The 13,934-nt window shown below is 63.2% G+C and carries 12 protein-coding genes; 3 read left to right on the forward strand and 9 right to left on the reverse strand.

Translation table 11 applies throughout. The features are described from left to right. Window positions 1–24: 24 nt before the first annotated feature. Both U2H20_RS06645 and U2H20_RS06650 read right to left on the reverse strand, forming a co-directional pair. The gene (locus U2H20_RS06645; protein WP_430591509.1) at window positions 25–318 is read right to left on the reverse strand and encodes a hypothetical protein; all 294 of its coding nucleotides are present in this window, start codon (window positions 316–318) and stop codon (window positions 25–27) included. Window positions 319–457: 139 nt separating this feature from the next. Continuing rightward, window positions 458–1,675, reverse strand: coding sequence for an NADP-dependent isocitrate dehydrogenase (locus U2H20_RS06650; protein ID WP_430591510.1), 1,218 nt, complete (start codon window positions 1,673–1,675; stop codon window positions 458–460). A gap of 231 nt (window positions 1,676–1,906) precedes the next feature. Here U2H20_RS06650 and U2H20_RS06655 point away from each other — a divergent pair, with 231 nt between their 5' ends. Continuing rightward, window positions 1,907–2,362, forward strand: a complete 456-nt coding sequence (locus U2H20_RS06655) for a GNAT family N-acetyltransferase (protein WP_430591511.1) — start codon at window positions 1,907–1,909, stop codon at window positions 2,360–2,362. Then, the gene (locus tag U2H20_RS06660) at window positions 2,359–2,694 is read left to right on the forward strand and encodes an MGMT family protein (RefSeq protein ID WP_430593608.1); all 336 of its coding nucleotides are present in this window, start codon (window positions 2,359–2,361) and stop codon (window positions 2,692–2,694) included. The genes U2H20_RS06655 and U2H20_RS06660 overlap by 4 nt, the downstream gene beginning before the upstream one ends. A 183-nt stretch (window positions 2,695–2,877) precedes the next feature. Here U2H20_RS06660 and U2H20_RS06665 read toward each other — a convergent pair whose 3' ends face one another. The 7 genes from U2H20_RS06665 to sucC form a co-directional block, all read right to left on the reverse strand. Next, entirely contained in the window at window positions 2,878–4,686 is a 1,809-nt protein-coding gene (locus tag U2H20_RS06665) for an ABC transporter ATP-binding protein (RefSeq protein ID WP_430591512.1), read from the reverse strand. Next, a complete protein-coding gene (locus U2H20_RS06670; protein ID WP_430591513.1) occupies window positions 4,683–6,467 on the reverse strand; it encodes an ABC transporter ATP-binding protein in 1,785 nt (594 codons plus the stop codon). The genes U2H20_RS06665 and U2H20_RS06670 overlap by 4 nt, the downstream gene beginning before the upstream one ends. A 304-nt stretch (window positions 6,468–6,771) precedes the next feature. Further along, the gene (purH, locus tag U2H20_RS06675; RefSeq protein WP_430591514.1) at window positions 6,772–8,409 is read right to left on the reverse strand and encodes a bifunctional phosphoribosylaminoimidazolecarboxamide formyltransferase/IMP cyclohydrolase; all 1,638 of its coding nucleotides are present in this window, start codon (window positions 8,407–8,409) and stop codon (window positions 6,772–6,774) included. Continuing rightward, a complete protein-coding gene (gene purN, locus U2H20_RS06680) occupies window positions 8,406–8,984 on the reverse strand; it encodes a phosphoribosylglycinamide formyltransferase (RefSeq protein ID WP_430591515.1) in 579 nt (192 codons plus the stop codon). The genes purH and purN overlap by 4 nt, the downstream gene beginning before the upstream one ends. Window positions 8,985–8,999: 15 nt before the next feature. Beyond that, the gene (locus U2H20_RS06685; RefSeq protein WP_430591516.1) at window positions 9,000–10,685 is read right to left on the reverse strand and encodes a cell division protein PerM; all 1,686 of its coding nucleotides are present in this window, start codon (window positions 10,683–10,685) and stop codon (window positions 9,000–9,002) included. A 185-nt stretch (window positions 10,686–10,870) separates the two neighbouring features. Further along, a complete protein-coding gene (gene sucD, locus U2H20_RS06690; protein WP_430591517.1) occupies window positions 10,871–11,755 on the reverse strand; it encodes a succinate--CoA ligase subunit alpha in 885 nt (294 codons plus the stop codon). Between the two features lie 12 nt (window positions 11,756–11,767). Then, window positions 11,768–12,934 (reverse strand): ADP-forming succinate--CoA ligase subunit beta, encoded by a 1,167-nt coding sequence (sucC, locus tag U2H20_RS06695; protein WP_430591518.1) that lies wholly within the window; start codon window positions 12,932–12,934, stop codon window positions 11,768–11,770. A 258-nt stretch (window positions 12,935–13,192) separates the two neighbouring features. On the opposite strand from sucC, the gene U2H20_RS06700 reads away from it, so the two are divergent. Next, on the forward strand, window positions 13,193–13,930 hold the full coding sequence (locus tag U2H20_RS06700; RefSeq protein WP_430591519.1) for a VIT1/CCC1 transporter family protein: 738 nt from the start codon (window positions 13,193–13,195) through the stop codon (window positions 13,928–13,930). The last annotated feature ends 4 nt before the right edge of the window (window positions 13,931–13,934 follow it).

Consider the following 13,934-nt stretch of genomic DNA (forward strand, 5'->3'; position numbering starts at 1 on the left):
CGGTATACAGATGCGCTATCGCGCCTACCGAGACGCCGCCTCGTGCGACTCAGCAGCGCTCTCGGAGTCCGTCTCGAGCGTTGCTCGCGCCTCGAGCTTTCGACGGCACGCCAGCCAGATGATCGCCCCGACCGGTGGAGTGAAGAGCACGAGCGTCGCCCACAATGCGGCTTGCTTCAGAGTCAGCCATTCCGCCCGGGCGAGCGTGATGTAGGCGGCGATGATGAGCGAGCCCCCGATCACCAGGGCAACGAGATTGACAACACCCATGACGTCGTAGAGCGGAACACCCGACGCAAGGAAGAGATGTTCGACCATGAGCGCGCTCCAGACTGAGGGGTGGGAAAAGGCTGACAACATTTTCAGCGTGCTGCCAGAGGAAACAGCAACGGAGCGGCACCCGAACAGTGCCGCTCCGTTGCGTTCACACGCATCTGCGTGTCGGCTGCGTGAACGCTCAGGCGTTCAGGCGAGCCTGGAGGTTCTTGTCGATCGACTCGAGGAATTCCTCGGTCGTCTGCCAAGCCTGGTCCCTGCCGACGAGGATCGCGAGGTCCTTCGTCATTGCGCCGGACTCGACGGTCTTCACGACGACGTCTTCGAGGGCAAGGCTGAAATCGATCAGCGCCTGGTTGTCGTCGAGCTTTCCACGGTGCGCGAGACCACGCGTCCATGCGTAGATCGACGCGATCGGGTTCGTCGAAGTCGGCTTGCCCTGCTGGTGCTGGCGGTAGTGACGAGTCACCGTGCCGTGTGCAGCCTCTGCCTCGACGACCTTGCCGTCTGGCGTCGCCAGAACGCTCGTCATGAGGCCGAGTGAACCGAAGCCCTGTGCGACCGTGTCGGACTGAACGTCACCGTCGTAGTTCTTGCACGCCCAGACGTATCCGCCCTCCCACTTCATCGCCGACGCGACCATGTCGTCGATCAGGCGGTGTTCGTAGGTGAGGCCGGCAGCGTCGAACTGCTCCTTGAATTCGGTGTCGAAGATCTCCTGGAAGATGTCCATGAAGCGGCCGTCGTACGCCTTCAGGATCGTGTTCTTCGTCGAGAGGTAGACGGGGTAATTGCGTGCGAGACCGTAGTTGAGGCTTGCACGTGCGAAGTCGCGGATCGAAGCGTCGAGGTTGTACTGCACCTGCGCGATGCCGTCGCCTGGCGACTGGAATACTTCGAACTTCTGCGCTTCGCCACCGTCGTTCGGGGTGAACTCCACCGTGAGCGTGCCTTCGCCCTTGAACAGGAAGTCGGTCGCACGGTACTGGTCGCCGAACGCGTGGCGACCGATGATGATCGGCTTGTTCCAGCCCGGGACGAGGCGAGGGATGTTCGAGATGATGATCGGCTCGCGGAAGATCACGCCACCGAGAATGTTGCGGATCGTGCCGTTCGGGCTGCGCCACATCTTCTTCAGACCGAACTCTTCAACGCGAGCCTCGTCTGGGGTGATGGTTGCGCACTTAACGCCGACGCCGTGCTTCTGGATCGCGTGTGCTGCGTCGATCGTGATCTGATCGTCGGTTGCGTCACGGCTTTCGATGCCGAGGTCGTAGTACTCAAGGTCGACCTCGAGATAGGGGTGGATCAGGCGGTCTTTGATGAACTGCCAAATGATCCGTGTCATCTCGTCGCCGTCAAGTTCAACGACGGTGCCTTCTACCTTGATTTTTTCCACGATGCTCCAAAGCTGCATTGGTTTCTGCTTGCGCATGGCGCTAGCGCCGGGATGGGCGGTGCCCAGCCAAAACCCGAGTCTACCGTGACTGCCCTGGGAGACAATCCTGGGCCGAGCGGGCTCGCGTGTGATCGCACTGCTTCGCGCGATCGCTCATGGCACATCTCCACCCAGCAGACATCATCCTCAAGCGTTATTCCCTCGCATGAGCCCTGCTGATACCTTGAAAGTATGGAAAAGCTGAGACTTGAGGAACTGACGGCGAAGACAATCGTGTCGGCGAATAGCCTCACGTTGAAGCCCGGTCAGGAACAGTTCGTTGCGCCTGTCGCCAACTCGATCGCCGAGGCGTACGTCAAACAAGAGACCGCATGGCCTCGCGTCGTGCTCCTCGAAGACACCGTAGTCGGCTTCATCATGGGCAACTTCGATGAAGACAACGAGAAGGAAGAGTTCCGTTCCTGCATCTTGCGCATGAACGTGAGCGGCGACGTTCAGGGCAAGGGTGTCGGCCGATTCCTGGTTGAAGAGATTGCAAAAGAGGCGAAGGCCCGCGGCTTCGACGCCGTGACCGCGATCTGGGAGCCAGGCGAGCTCGGCCCGGAGGCGTTCTTCGCTCGCGTCGGTTTCGACATCATCGGTGAGACCGAGTACGGCGAGATTATCGGCAAGAAGTCGCTCAACTGAGCGCTGACAGCGAGCCGAGCACCAGCGGCGACTTCGGCACCGGCGTCCATGCGGTCGTCCGTTCGATCCCGCCCGGGCATTACATGACGTACGGCGATATCGCTGCCGTGCTCGGAAGTCGCGGCGCTCGCTCTGTTGGTCGCGTGATGGCGCTCGAAGGGCACGCACTCCCCTGGTGGCGTGTCGTCCGCTCCGGCGGCCACCCTCCGAGAGGACTCGAAGCCCGAGCGCTCGAGTATTACGAGGCAGAGAACACCCCGATGACGACGCCGGGCATCGATGGCGTGTATCGGCTTCTCCCGTCGGCACGGTATGCGCCGCCGCTCGACTGAATCTCGCGAACCAAGCAGTTCGAATGCACGAGCGCGAGCCCCGCGGCGCGAATCCGGGGGCGACCCTCCGCGACATCCCATCGACGACTTCAAGCCACGACTGACCGACAACGCAAAGAGCCGGGATTCATCAGACGATGAGTCCCGGCTCTTTTGTTCGCCGTCTCGGCAATGACCTCGTCGCTAGACGAGCGAGTCGCGCCACGCCTTGTGCAGTGACGAGAATTTACCGCCGAGTTCGATCAGCTGTGTCGGCGTTCCGTCCTCGATGATCTGACCGTGCTCCATCACGAGCACCCGGTCTGCGATCGAAACCGTCGAGAGTCGGTGCGCGATGATGATCGCGGTCCGGTCTGCCAGGAGCGTCGTGAGGCCCTTCTGCACGAGCCGCTCGGACGGGATATCGAGTGAGGCGGTCGCCTCGTCCAGGATCAGCACCGCGGGGTTCGCCAGGAAGGCACGAGCGAAGGAAAGCAGCTGTCGCTGTCCAGCGCTCACACGCCCGCCGCGCTTGTTGACGTCAGTGTCGTACCCGTCGGGCAGCGCGGTGATGAACTCGTGCGCACCGACCGCCTTCGCCGCGCGCTCGATCTCCTCGAACGTCGCATCAGGCTTTCCGATTGCGATGTTGTCCGCGACCGTTCCACTGAAGAGGTACGACTCCTGCGTCACCATGACCACGGCGCGGCGCAGGTCATCGTTGCTGATCTCACGGAGATCGACACCATCGAGGCTCACGGAACCAGCGCTCGGGTCGTAGAACCTGGAGATCAACTTCGCGAGTGTCGACTTGCCCGCACCCGTCGTGCCGACCAGCGCAATGGTCTGCGCAGCCGGAATGTTCAGGTTGAACTCGGGCAGAATGACCTTGCCCTCGCCGTATGCGAAGTGCACTGCATCGAAGCGCAACGACCCACGCGGACGGTCGAGCTTCTTCGGGTGCTTCGGCTCGGGCACGCTCGGAACTTCTTCGAGGACTCCCGAGATCTTCTCGAGCGCAGCCGATGCCGACTGGTAGCTGTTGTAGAACATCGCAAGGCCTTCGGCCGGCTGGAAGAACTGGCGGGCGTAGACGGCACTCGCCAGCAGCACACCGATCTGCATGTCGCCCGAGATCACGCGGAACCCGCCGACGACGACGACCGCCGCGACCACGATGTTGCCGATGAGCACGAGTCCTGGGTCATAGATGCCGAAGATGTTGATCGTGCGCTGCTGCGCCGAACGGTAGTTCTCAACGACCTCGCCGAACGCTGCGCTGTTGCGGCGCTGCGTGCGGAACGCCTTCACGGCACGGATGCCCGTCATCGTCTCGACGAACTTCACGATCACTGCGGCGCTCGTCGTGCGAGTCTCGCGGAACAGAACGGTCGAGCGCAGCTGGAACCATCTGGTCAGAATGTAGAGCGGCACGAGTGCGGCAAGCAGCACGAGGCCCGAGACCGGATCGAGCCACACGAGCGCAGCCCCCGTGAACGTCATGATCAGAATGCCTCGAACGAGCTCGTTCAACCCCGAGTCGAGCAGCTCTCGAATCGCTTCGAGGTCGCTCGTTTGCCGGGCAATGATTCGGCCGGAGGTGTACGTCTCGTGGAACTCGAGGCTGAGTCGCTGCGTGTGGTCGAAGAGTCGACGGCGCAGGTCGAACAACACGGCCTGGCTGATTCTCGCGTTGAGAATCGTGTACGCGAGCGTCAACACGGCACTCACGATCGCAAGCACGATCGAGAGACCGCTCGCTCCCAGGATCGGGGTCCAATCCTGGTTGTCGCGAAGCGCTGGCAGCGCCTCGTCGACGCCGTAGGCGATGATCGCGGGGCCGGCGACTCCGGCCGCAGCAGAGATGATCACAACGACCGCGCTCAGCAGCATTCGCGGCATGAGCGGCTTGACGAGCGAGATCAGGAGGACGCCGGAACGCTTTCTGATCTGCTTCGACTCGGCCTTCGTGTAGTCGCCGCGGTCCTCTCCTTGGACTCCGTGGACGCTCACAGGTTTACCTCTCGGTTTCGTTCGTCTTCTTCAAGACTCGAGATGACATATCGATAGTGGGTGTTGCGCGCGAGCAGTTCGCTGTGCGTGCCGACGTCCGTAATGCGGCCGTCTTCCATGAGCGCAACCCGGTCTGCCAGCTGCACCGTCGAGGGGCGGTGCGCAACGATGAGGGCCGTCGTCGACTGCAGCACTTCGCGGAGCGCCGCCTCGACCTGACGTTCCGTGTCGACATCGAGCGCCGAGAGCGGGTCATCCAGCACGAGCACCGACGGGCCGGCCGCGACCGCGCGAGCGAGTGCGAGCCGTTGCCGCTGACCGCCCGAGAGCGCGAGACCCTCTTCGCCGATCGTGGTGTTGAGACCTTCTGGCAGGTCGCGGACGAAGTTCGCCTGCGCGATCGAGAGCGCCTTGTCGAGTGCTGGTTCCCCTGCCTCGGGGTCGCCGAGCAGCACGTTGTCGCGCACGCTCGAAGAAAAGAGGGTCGCATCTTCGAAGGCCATGGAGATGTGGGTCCGCAGTTCGTCGAGCGTGAGGTCGCGGATGTCGACGCCGTCGAGCAGCACACGACCTTCGGTGACGTCATAGAGCCGCGTCGGCAGAGCCGTGAGCGTGGTCTTTCCGCTCCCCGTGATGCCAATGAGCGCCATCGTCTCGCCCGGCTCGATGACGAGCGAAGCACCATCGACGAGGTCGCGCTCATTCGGCCCGGCATCCTGGTATCGGAAGTGCACGTTCTCGAATTCGAGACGGCCCTTCGGCGCCGCGATCGTCTTCGGCTCAGCAGGGTCGGTGATCGTGTTGACGGAGTCCATGACCTCGAAATACCGGGCCGAGGCGTTCGAGGCGTCGATCCCGAAGGCGTACAGGAAGCCGAGCGATTCGATCGGCCAGCGCAACACGACCGCAGTTGCGAAGAAGGCGAAGAGCTCACCGACCGTGAGCTGACCGACACTCGCAAGCCAAACGCCCGCAAACAGGCAGATCGCGTAGGTGACGTTCGGCACGAGGATGAGCCACATCCAGATCGTGCCGTCGAGCTTGGCCTTCCGGATTTCGACGTTCCGCAGTGAGTCAGCCTGCTTGGTGAAGTCGTCGAGTGCCTGCGCGCCACGACCAAAGGCCTTCAACACGCGGATGCCGTGAACGGACTGCTCCACGCTCGTCGCCAGGTCACCCTGCTGGTCCTGCGAAAGTCTCGACAGGGTCGTGTACTTCCGCTCGAATCGGTACGAGAAGAACAGGATCGGTAACGAGAGCACGAGGAAGAGCGAGCCGAGAATCGGGTGCCACCAGAGCAGGATGCCGATGCCGATCACGAAGGTGAGGACGTTCACGACCAGCAGGACGAGTCCGAACGCGAAGAAGCGACGGATCAGACCGAGGTCTTGAATGGCACGCGAAAGCAGCTGCCCCGATTGCCAGCGGTCGTGGAACGCAACCGGCAGGTCCTGCAGCTTGTCGTACATGCCGTTTCGGAGCGAGGCCTCCATGTTCGTGGAAGGTCGCAGGACGAAGGCACGGCGCAGGAAGATGCAGAGCGCTTCGAGCGCGCCGAGGCCGAGCACCGCGAGTCCCGCGGGCCACACCATGCTGGCGTCGCCGCTCGAGAGCGGGCCGTCAATGAGGCTCCGGAGCACGATCGGGATCAGCAGCGCCAACACGCTGCCGACAAGTGCGACCGCCATTCCGGCAATGAGTCGCGGGATCGCCGGACGAATTGCAGGCAGAAGCCGACGAATGGATTTCACGACGCTCGGACGTGACACTTCGGAAGACATAACAGTCCTTATTGTTGGCTGATCAACAGCCGTTTCTTACAGACTGGGGCAGGCCAATGCCCCAACAAAAGGCTCGCCATGACAGGCGAGAACTGAGCAATTCACTGCCGAGTGGGCGCCAATGCGCAGACCAGCAGGTTGAATCGTTCGGTGCGGAGACTCGCTACGCGCGCGGTCGCGAAGTCACGGCGGCAACACCGCGCAATGCGTCAAGAGATGATGTGTTCATTGCGTCCTCCTCACGCTTGGCCAGCCCTCCAACCTATCGAGGACCACGCTGGAGGGGCAAGCAAAACCCGAACAATCAGTGGAAGAAGTGTCGTTCTCCCGTGAAGTACATCGTGATCCCTGCCGCTTCCGCTGCCGCAATCACTTCTTCGTCTCTCACCGAGCCACCAGGCTGCACGATCGCGGTGACTCCCGCGTCGATCAGGATCTGGGGGCCGTCTGCAAAGGGGAAGAACGCGTCGGAGGCTGCGACACTGCCGGTCACGCGCTCGCCCGCGCGGGCCACCGCGAGAGTGCAGGAGTCAACCCGGTTGACCTGCCCCATACCGACACCGACCGAGGCTCCGTCTTTTGCCAGCAGGATCGCGTTCGACTTCACCGAACGGCACGCCTTCCAGGCGAACTCGAGGTCTGCGAGCGTTGCGTCAGAGACATGACGGCCGGCGACCCGACGCCAGGTGTGGCTGGAGAAGCCCTCGAAGGAGTCGCTCTCCTGCACGAGCACACCACCGGAGACCTGACGGACCTCGTGGGATTCGCGCTGGTACTCAGCGGGGATGCGCAACAGGCGGATGCTCTTCTTCTTCGTGAGGATCTCGATTGCCTCGGGCTCGAAGTCGGGAGCGACGACGACCTCGGTGAAGATTCCCGCGACCGTCGATGCCATCTCGGCGGTGACGGTCCGGTTTGCTGCAATCACGCCGCCGAATGCACTCACCGGGTCGCACTCGTGGGCACGAAGGTGCGCGCTCGCGATCGGATCGCTCGCGCCACGCGCAGCGACCGCGACACCGCAGGGCTGCTGGTGCTTGATGATCGCCACTGCCGGCTCGGTGAAGTCGAAGGCTGTGCGAAGTGCCGCGTCGGCGTCGACGTAGTTGTTGTACGACATCTCCTTGCCGTGCAACAGCTCGGCCTGCGCAATACCGCGGCCATCCGGCAAGCGATAGAGGCTGCCCGCCTGGTGCGAGTTCTCGCCGTAGCGGAGCGTGTTCGCGAGTGTTGCCTCACCGATTGAGGTCAAGAGCCCGCCGACCGCTCCGTGCTCGGCTGTCGCGGTCTCGACGAGCGCACGGCGCTCGCGCGCTGCGGCTTCGCCGATGAACCACTCGGAAACCGCGGTGTCGTAGGCGGCGGTGTGCGCAAAGGCGTCGGCGGCCAAGGCGCGCCGTTCGATGAAGGTGGTGCCACGCTCGAGGGCGGCAATGATCCCCGGGTATGCCGCGGGCGAGGTCACGATCGCAACGTTCGCGTGGTTCTTCGCGGCCGCGCGAACCATTGCGGGGCCACCGATATCGATCTGTTCGACGACCTGATCTGCCGGTGCCCCCGAGGCAACCGTCTCGACGAAGGGGTAGAGATTGACCACGACGAGTTCGAAGGGCGCGATTCCGAGATCTGCCAGCTGTGCCTCGTGGTCTTCGAGCCGAAGGTCGGCCAGAATTCCTGCGTGGATGCTCGGGTGCAGGGTCTTCACGCGACCGTCGAGTGCCTCGGCGAACCCGGTGACGTCCTTGACCTCCGTGACCGCGAAACCTGCGTCGCGAATCGACTGCGCGGTCGATCCGGTCGAGACGATTTCGACGCCAGCGGCACTCAGCGCGGCGGCGAGGTCGAGCAGTCCTGTCTTGTCGCTGACCGAGAGCAGCGCGCGACGCACGCTCACCAAGTCACGCTCGCGATACAGGGACTTCTCGTGGCTTGCGCCGCTCATACTGCTCCTTGGTTCGTCGATGATGTTGCAAATTCTGTGATGACCCGTGCCAGGAGCTCGCGCTCAACGGGTTTGATGCGATCGTGCAGTGACGCTTCGGTGTCATCCGGCAACACTGCCACTCGCTCCTGCGCCAGGATCGGGCCGCTGTCGACTCCGGCGTCGACCACGATGACGCTCGCTCCAGTCTGCGCGACGCCGGCGGCGAGTGCGTCTCGGACTCCGTGCGCGCCCGGAAATTCCGGGAGGTACGCGGGGTGCGTGTTGATGATGTTCGGAGAGAAGCGCTCGACGGTCGAGGCGCTCAAGAGCCTCATGAACCCTGAGAGCACGACCAGATCTGGCGTGAACGATGCGATGTGATCGCCAAGGGCTTCGCTCCACTGTTCGCGTGGTTGCGAGAACCGTTCGACGAAGGTCGGGATGGAACGCCCGTGCGCGTGCTGGAGCGCTGGGCAATCGTTGTCTGCCCCGACCGCGACCACTTCGGCATTGACCGAGCCGTTCTCGATGCGTTCAAGCAGATCGAGGAGGTTAGAACCCGCCCCTGAAACGAGGACAACGAGGCGCAGCACTCCCCTATTCTACGGTCACCGCGAGTGGTTCGAAGAATCGTCTTCATCGGCCCGCAGCTCGTCCGATCCGGGCTCGTTCTGCGCCTGATTCGCGAGGCCGCTGGTCGAAAGATCAATCGTCTCGTGCTCGTTTGCTGAGCTCTGATCTGCGGACTCTTTGTGCTCGAATCGTTCGACGATCTCGGCATCGTAGAGCCGCTTTCGGGCGGGATCGGGCGCATAGAACTCGTCGTCGGGATCGCTCGAACGGCCCCAGAGCGCGGCGGTGTCTTGACGGCGCTCACGGCGCTGTCGCTTTCGGTCTGCCTTGGTGGTCACGGCCTCGTGTGCAGGCTCGAGTGGACCGTTCGACGCACCGGGCTCGGTCTCCGAGTCCCCCGGCACGGACTCGCCTGGTTCCGAATCAGCATCGAGCGCAGGTTCGTTGCGAGAGTCGCCACCGCCAACGACAAGCGGGCCGTCCTCGGTGTTTGCCGAACCTGCGAAGAGTGTGAACCCGCCGCCGAGCAGACCGGCGCCCTCACGCAACTGGCCGACGAACAGTCCGATCAACAGACCACCGGCAACTTCGGCGGCACCGATGAGACCGAACATGAGCGCATCGACACCGGTCTCTTGCAGGCGGCCGGGACCCGCGCCTCCAGAAGCAAACGCGCCGAGCGCAGCAAAGATCGCTCCGGCCACGATCGCCCCACCGAAGGCGATTGCGATGAGCGAATACCAGCGCTCTTGCAAGCGCAAGTCACGAGTACTGAGGAACCATCCGATGCACGCCGCCAACACCACCGGAACGACGACGAGCGCGATTGCCATGCCTGGGATTTCGCCGTCGAGCACTCCGACCATCGGGATGCTCGGGACCGGGCCGAGCTGCACACCCGTGAGGGTCACACTCGATCCCGTTCCAACCGCAAAGCCGGGGCCGACGATCCAGCTCGCGGTCCACACGATCGCGGTCGGAAGCAGCGCGAGGTGGAGCAGGAGCAGCGCGAGCGCGCCAAGGTGCGTTGGCTGGAAGCCTTGGAAGAGCGAGAGCACATCGAGGAAGTGCACGGCGAACACCACGGTGAAGACGAGGCTTGCTGCACCGAAGACGGCGACCGCTGCGGCGAGCCCTGCTTTTCCGGCGAGCAGGAGCATGCGCATCGCTCCCGTGGGAATTCCGAGCAGCGTCGCGGCTCGAGCGTGATCGAAGGCTTCGCGACGCCAGAGCAAGCCCGCGCCGACGCCGAGCGTGATGATGAGCGCTGGAAGCAGCGCGGACTGCAGAAGATCGGGGGTGGCAACGTCGTGCCGTGCGCTCAGCGCCACGATGAACCCGGCGAGCGCGGCAGTCACCGCGGTGACCAGGAGCCCGAGGACGCGATACGAAGATGCGCGAAGCCGAATACCCGATCGGACCGCGAGCACGAAACTGAGCAGTGCGCTCCCGAAGACTCCGAGCCCGAGCACGAACGGCGCCTGCGCCCCTTCCAGCCCAGCGCCGATGACGACGTTTGCAGGGAGCGTGACGCCGATATCGACTCCGTGGCCGAGCAGCCAAGCGTCTGCGGCGACGCGCCACATGAGCGCGAACGAGCTACTGAATCCTTGGTCGATCGCCCAGATCAGTGCGAGCGGAACAAAGGGGATCGCCAGCCCGAGGATGACGATGACCAACACATCGACTGCTTGCACAGAGATGGTTGAGACGCGACGCACTCCGCAACCATACTTTGCCGCGCGAGGTGCTCCCCGCCACTCGCCGCGATGCGCCAAAACCCACAGTCGATGCAAAGTGACTGAGCCGCCATCGAGGGTCGCAACGTGCTCGGGCACACAAACAGAACGCGGGCCGGGCCAGTTGGCCCGCCCCGCGTTCTGGAACGAATGTCGTGGTAGACCGCTTAGAGCGAGTCCATCACTTCACGCATGAGTGCAGCGGTCTCGCTCGGCGTCTTGCCGACCTTGACGCCTGCAGCCTCGAGTGCTTCCTTCTTCGCCTGCGCGGTTCCTGAGGAGCCGGAGACGATCGCTCCGGCGTGACCCATGGTCTTGCCTTCTGGAGCGGTGAAGCCTGCAACGTAGCCGACAACCGGCTTGGTGACGTGCGCCTTGATGAAGTCAGCGGCACGCTCTTCAGCGTCTCCACCGATTTCACCGATCATGACGATCGCCTTGGTGTTCGGGTCGGCTTCGAATGCTTCGAGCGCGTCGATGTGGGTGGTGCCGATGATCGGGTCTCCACCAATTCCGATTGCGGTCGAGAATCCGATGTCGCGGAGCTCGAACATCATTTGGTAGGTCAGGGTTCCAGACTTCGAAACCAGACCGATCGGGCCGGAGCCCGTGATGTTCGCCGGGGTGATCCCGACAAGAGCTTCGCCCGGCGTGATGATGCCCGGGCAGTTCGGTCCGATGATGCGGGTCTTGCCGCTCTTCTGCGCGTGTGCCCAGAATTCAGCAGCGTCCTGCACCGGGATGCCCTCGGTGATGACAACGGCAAGGCCGATCTCAGCGTCGATCGCTTCGATGACTGCGTCCTTCGCGAAGGCCGGTGGCACGAAGAGGATCGACACGTCAGCGCCGGTCTCCTGCATTGCCTCGGCAACCGTGCCGAACACGGGCAGCGTGACGTCACCGTGCGTGACCGTCGTGCCAGCCTTCCGAGCGTTCACGCCACCAACAACGTTGGTGCCAGCAGCGAGCATGCGAGCGGTGTGCTTCGATCCTTCGCCACCGGTGATGCCCTGAACGATGACCTTTGATTCTTTCGTCAGATAAATCGCCATGTCGTGAGCCCCTTACTTCGATGCCAACTCAGCGGCCTTTGCGGCAGCTTCGTCCATGGTGTCGACGACCGTGACGAGCGGGTGCGCAGCGTCAGCAAGGATCTGTCGGCCTTCTTCAACGTTGTTGCCGTCAAGGCGAACAACGAGTGGCTTCGTTGCAGCGTCACCGAGGATCTCGAGTGCCTGCACGATGCCGTTTGCGACTGCGTCACACGCGGTGATGCCACCGAAGACGTTGACGAAAACGCTCTTGACGTCGGTGTCGCCGAGAATGACGTCGAGGCCAGCGGCCATGACTTCAGCCGAAGCTCCGCCACCGATGTCGAGGAAGTTCGCCGGCTTCACGCCGCCGAAGTTCTCGCCGGCGTATGCGACGACGTCGAGCGTCGACATGACAAGGCCTGCACCGTTACCGATGATGCCAACTTCGCCGTCGAGCTTGACGTAGTTGAGGTCCTTCTCTTTTGCCTTCGCTTCGAGCGGGTTCGCCGCGCCCTTGTCTTCGAGGTCGGCGTGGTGCGGCTGACGGAACGCTGCGTTCTCGTCGAGCGTGATCTTGCCGTCGAGGGCAACGATGTTGCCTTCCTCGGTCAGCACGAGCGGGTTGACCTCAACGAGCGTCGCGTCTTCTGCCGCGTAGACGGCGTAGAGCTTCTCGATGACCGGAGCAACCTTCGAGACGAGTTCTTCTGGGAACTTCGCAGCGCGGACGATCTCTTCGGCCTTTGCGGCGTCGATGCCCTCTGCAGGGTTCACATCGATGCGAGCGAGTGCCTCTGGGCGCTCCTCAGCGAGCTGCTCGATCTCCATGCCACCTTCGTAGCTTGCGAGGGAGAGGTACGAGCGGTTTGCGCGGTCGAGCAGCACGGAGAAGTAGAACTCCTGTGCGATTCGTGCGCCCTCAGCGACCATGACGCGCTTGACGACATGGCCCTTGATGTCGAGGCCGAGAATCTGCTCTGCGGCAGCCTTCGCTTCTTCTGGTGTCTTTGCAACCTTGACGCCGCCGGCTTTGCCGCGGCCTCCGGTCTTAACCTGTGCCTTAACCACGACGACGCCTCCACCGAGCTTGCGGGCCGCAGCCTCAGCTTCTTCGGGGGTGTCGGCAGTGATACCGGCGAGAACAGGCACGCCATGGGACTCGAAAAGGTCCCTGGCCTGGTACTCGTAGAGATCCACGCGATGTATCCAATCAGCAGTGATGATGAGTGTTCTTTGGCTTACGCCGACTGCAATCCTACTGCGCCCGGCGTGATGCCCCTGGCGATCCCCTGAAGAAGAACCCGCTTTCTTTCGCCGAATCGGCGCCGCCGACAACGTGCGAATCGCTCGCGGAAAGATTTCGGTGCAGCGAAGTTTTCGGCTTCGGTCTTCGTCACAAAAGATGGACGGGCCTCCCCGCTTGCAGGCGGCTGCCGAGCGGCGGACCCTTGAACTATGCAACACAGCGAATTTCCGCGAGCCCGCGAGCGATACCCCTCGCTCCCGGACCCCGTCGACCCCGGAAACTCGCGCCTCAATGCGCTTCGAGCCGGTGTGCTCGGCGCCAATGACGGCATCGTCTCGACAGCCGCGCTCATGGTCGGAGTCGCTGCAGCATCGACCTCGCCCGCTGCCGTGTTCACGGCCGGGATCGCCGGCCTTGTCGCCGGGGCGTTCTCGATGGGTGTCGGAGAGTACGTTTCCGTCTCCTCGCAGCGCGATAGTGAACGCGCCATGATCGAGAAAGAACAGCACGATTTGCTCTCCGACCCCGAAGGACAGGTCGAACAACTCGCGCACATGTACGAAGAACGTGGGCTCTCGCCTGCGACCGCGCACCTCGTCGCCTCTGAACTCACGGAACACGACGCCCTTCGCGCGCACCTCGACATCGAGTTCCGACTTGATCAGGAAGACCTGGTCAATCCGTGGGTTGCGGCAGCAGCGAGCGCGGGTGCGTTCACCGGTGGCGCGTTGATTCCGCTGCTCGCGGCGGTGTTCCTTCCGACCGCATTCTTACCTTGGTCGATCGTGCTCGCGGTCCTGCTCGCGCTCGGACTCACAGGTCTCGCGGCAGCGAAGTTCGGTCGCTCACGCAAGCGAGTGGCAGTCCTGCGCATCCTCATCGGTGGCAGTATCGCCCTCGCTGCCGGCTACCTGATCGGTGCGCTGTTCGGAACCGCGGTCCATTAGGACG

It is taken from the genome of Humidisolicoccus flavus (assembly GCF_045689595.1).
In the GTDB taxonomy this organism is placed as follows: Bacteria; Actinomycetota; Actinomycetes; order Actinomycetales; family Microbacteriaceae; genus Humidisolicoccus; species Humidisolicoccus flavus.

What these genes read in the sequence shown, in the direction of transcription:
- U2H20_RS06645 (WP_430591509.1), bottom strand. Translation starts at nt 318, where the DNA reads ATGGTCGAACATCTCTTCCTTGCGTCGGGTGTTCCGCTCTACGACGTC.
- U2H20_RS06655 (WP_430591511.1), top strand. Translation starts at nt 1,907, where the DNA reads ATGGAAAAGCTGAGACTTGAGGAACTGACGGCGAAGACAATCGTGTCG.
- U2H20_RS06670 (WP_430591513.1), bottom strand. Translation starts at nt 6,467, where the DNA reads ATGTCTTCCGAAGTGTCACGTCCGAGCGTCGTGAAATCCATTCGTCGG.
- purH (WP_430591514.1), bottom strand. Translation starts at nt 8,409, where the DNA reads ATGAGCGGCGCAAGCCACGAGAAGTCCCTGTATCGCGAGCGTGACTTG.
- sucD (WP_430591517.1), bottom strand. Translation starts at nt 11,755, where the DNA reads ATGGCGATTTATCTGACGAAAGAATCAAAGGTCATCGTTCAGGGCATC.
- U2H20_RS06700 (WP_430591519.1), top strand. Translation starts at nt 13,193, where the DNA reads ATGCAACACAGCGAATTTCCGCGAGCCCGCGAGCGATACCCCTCGCTC.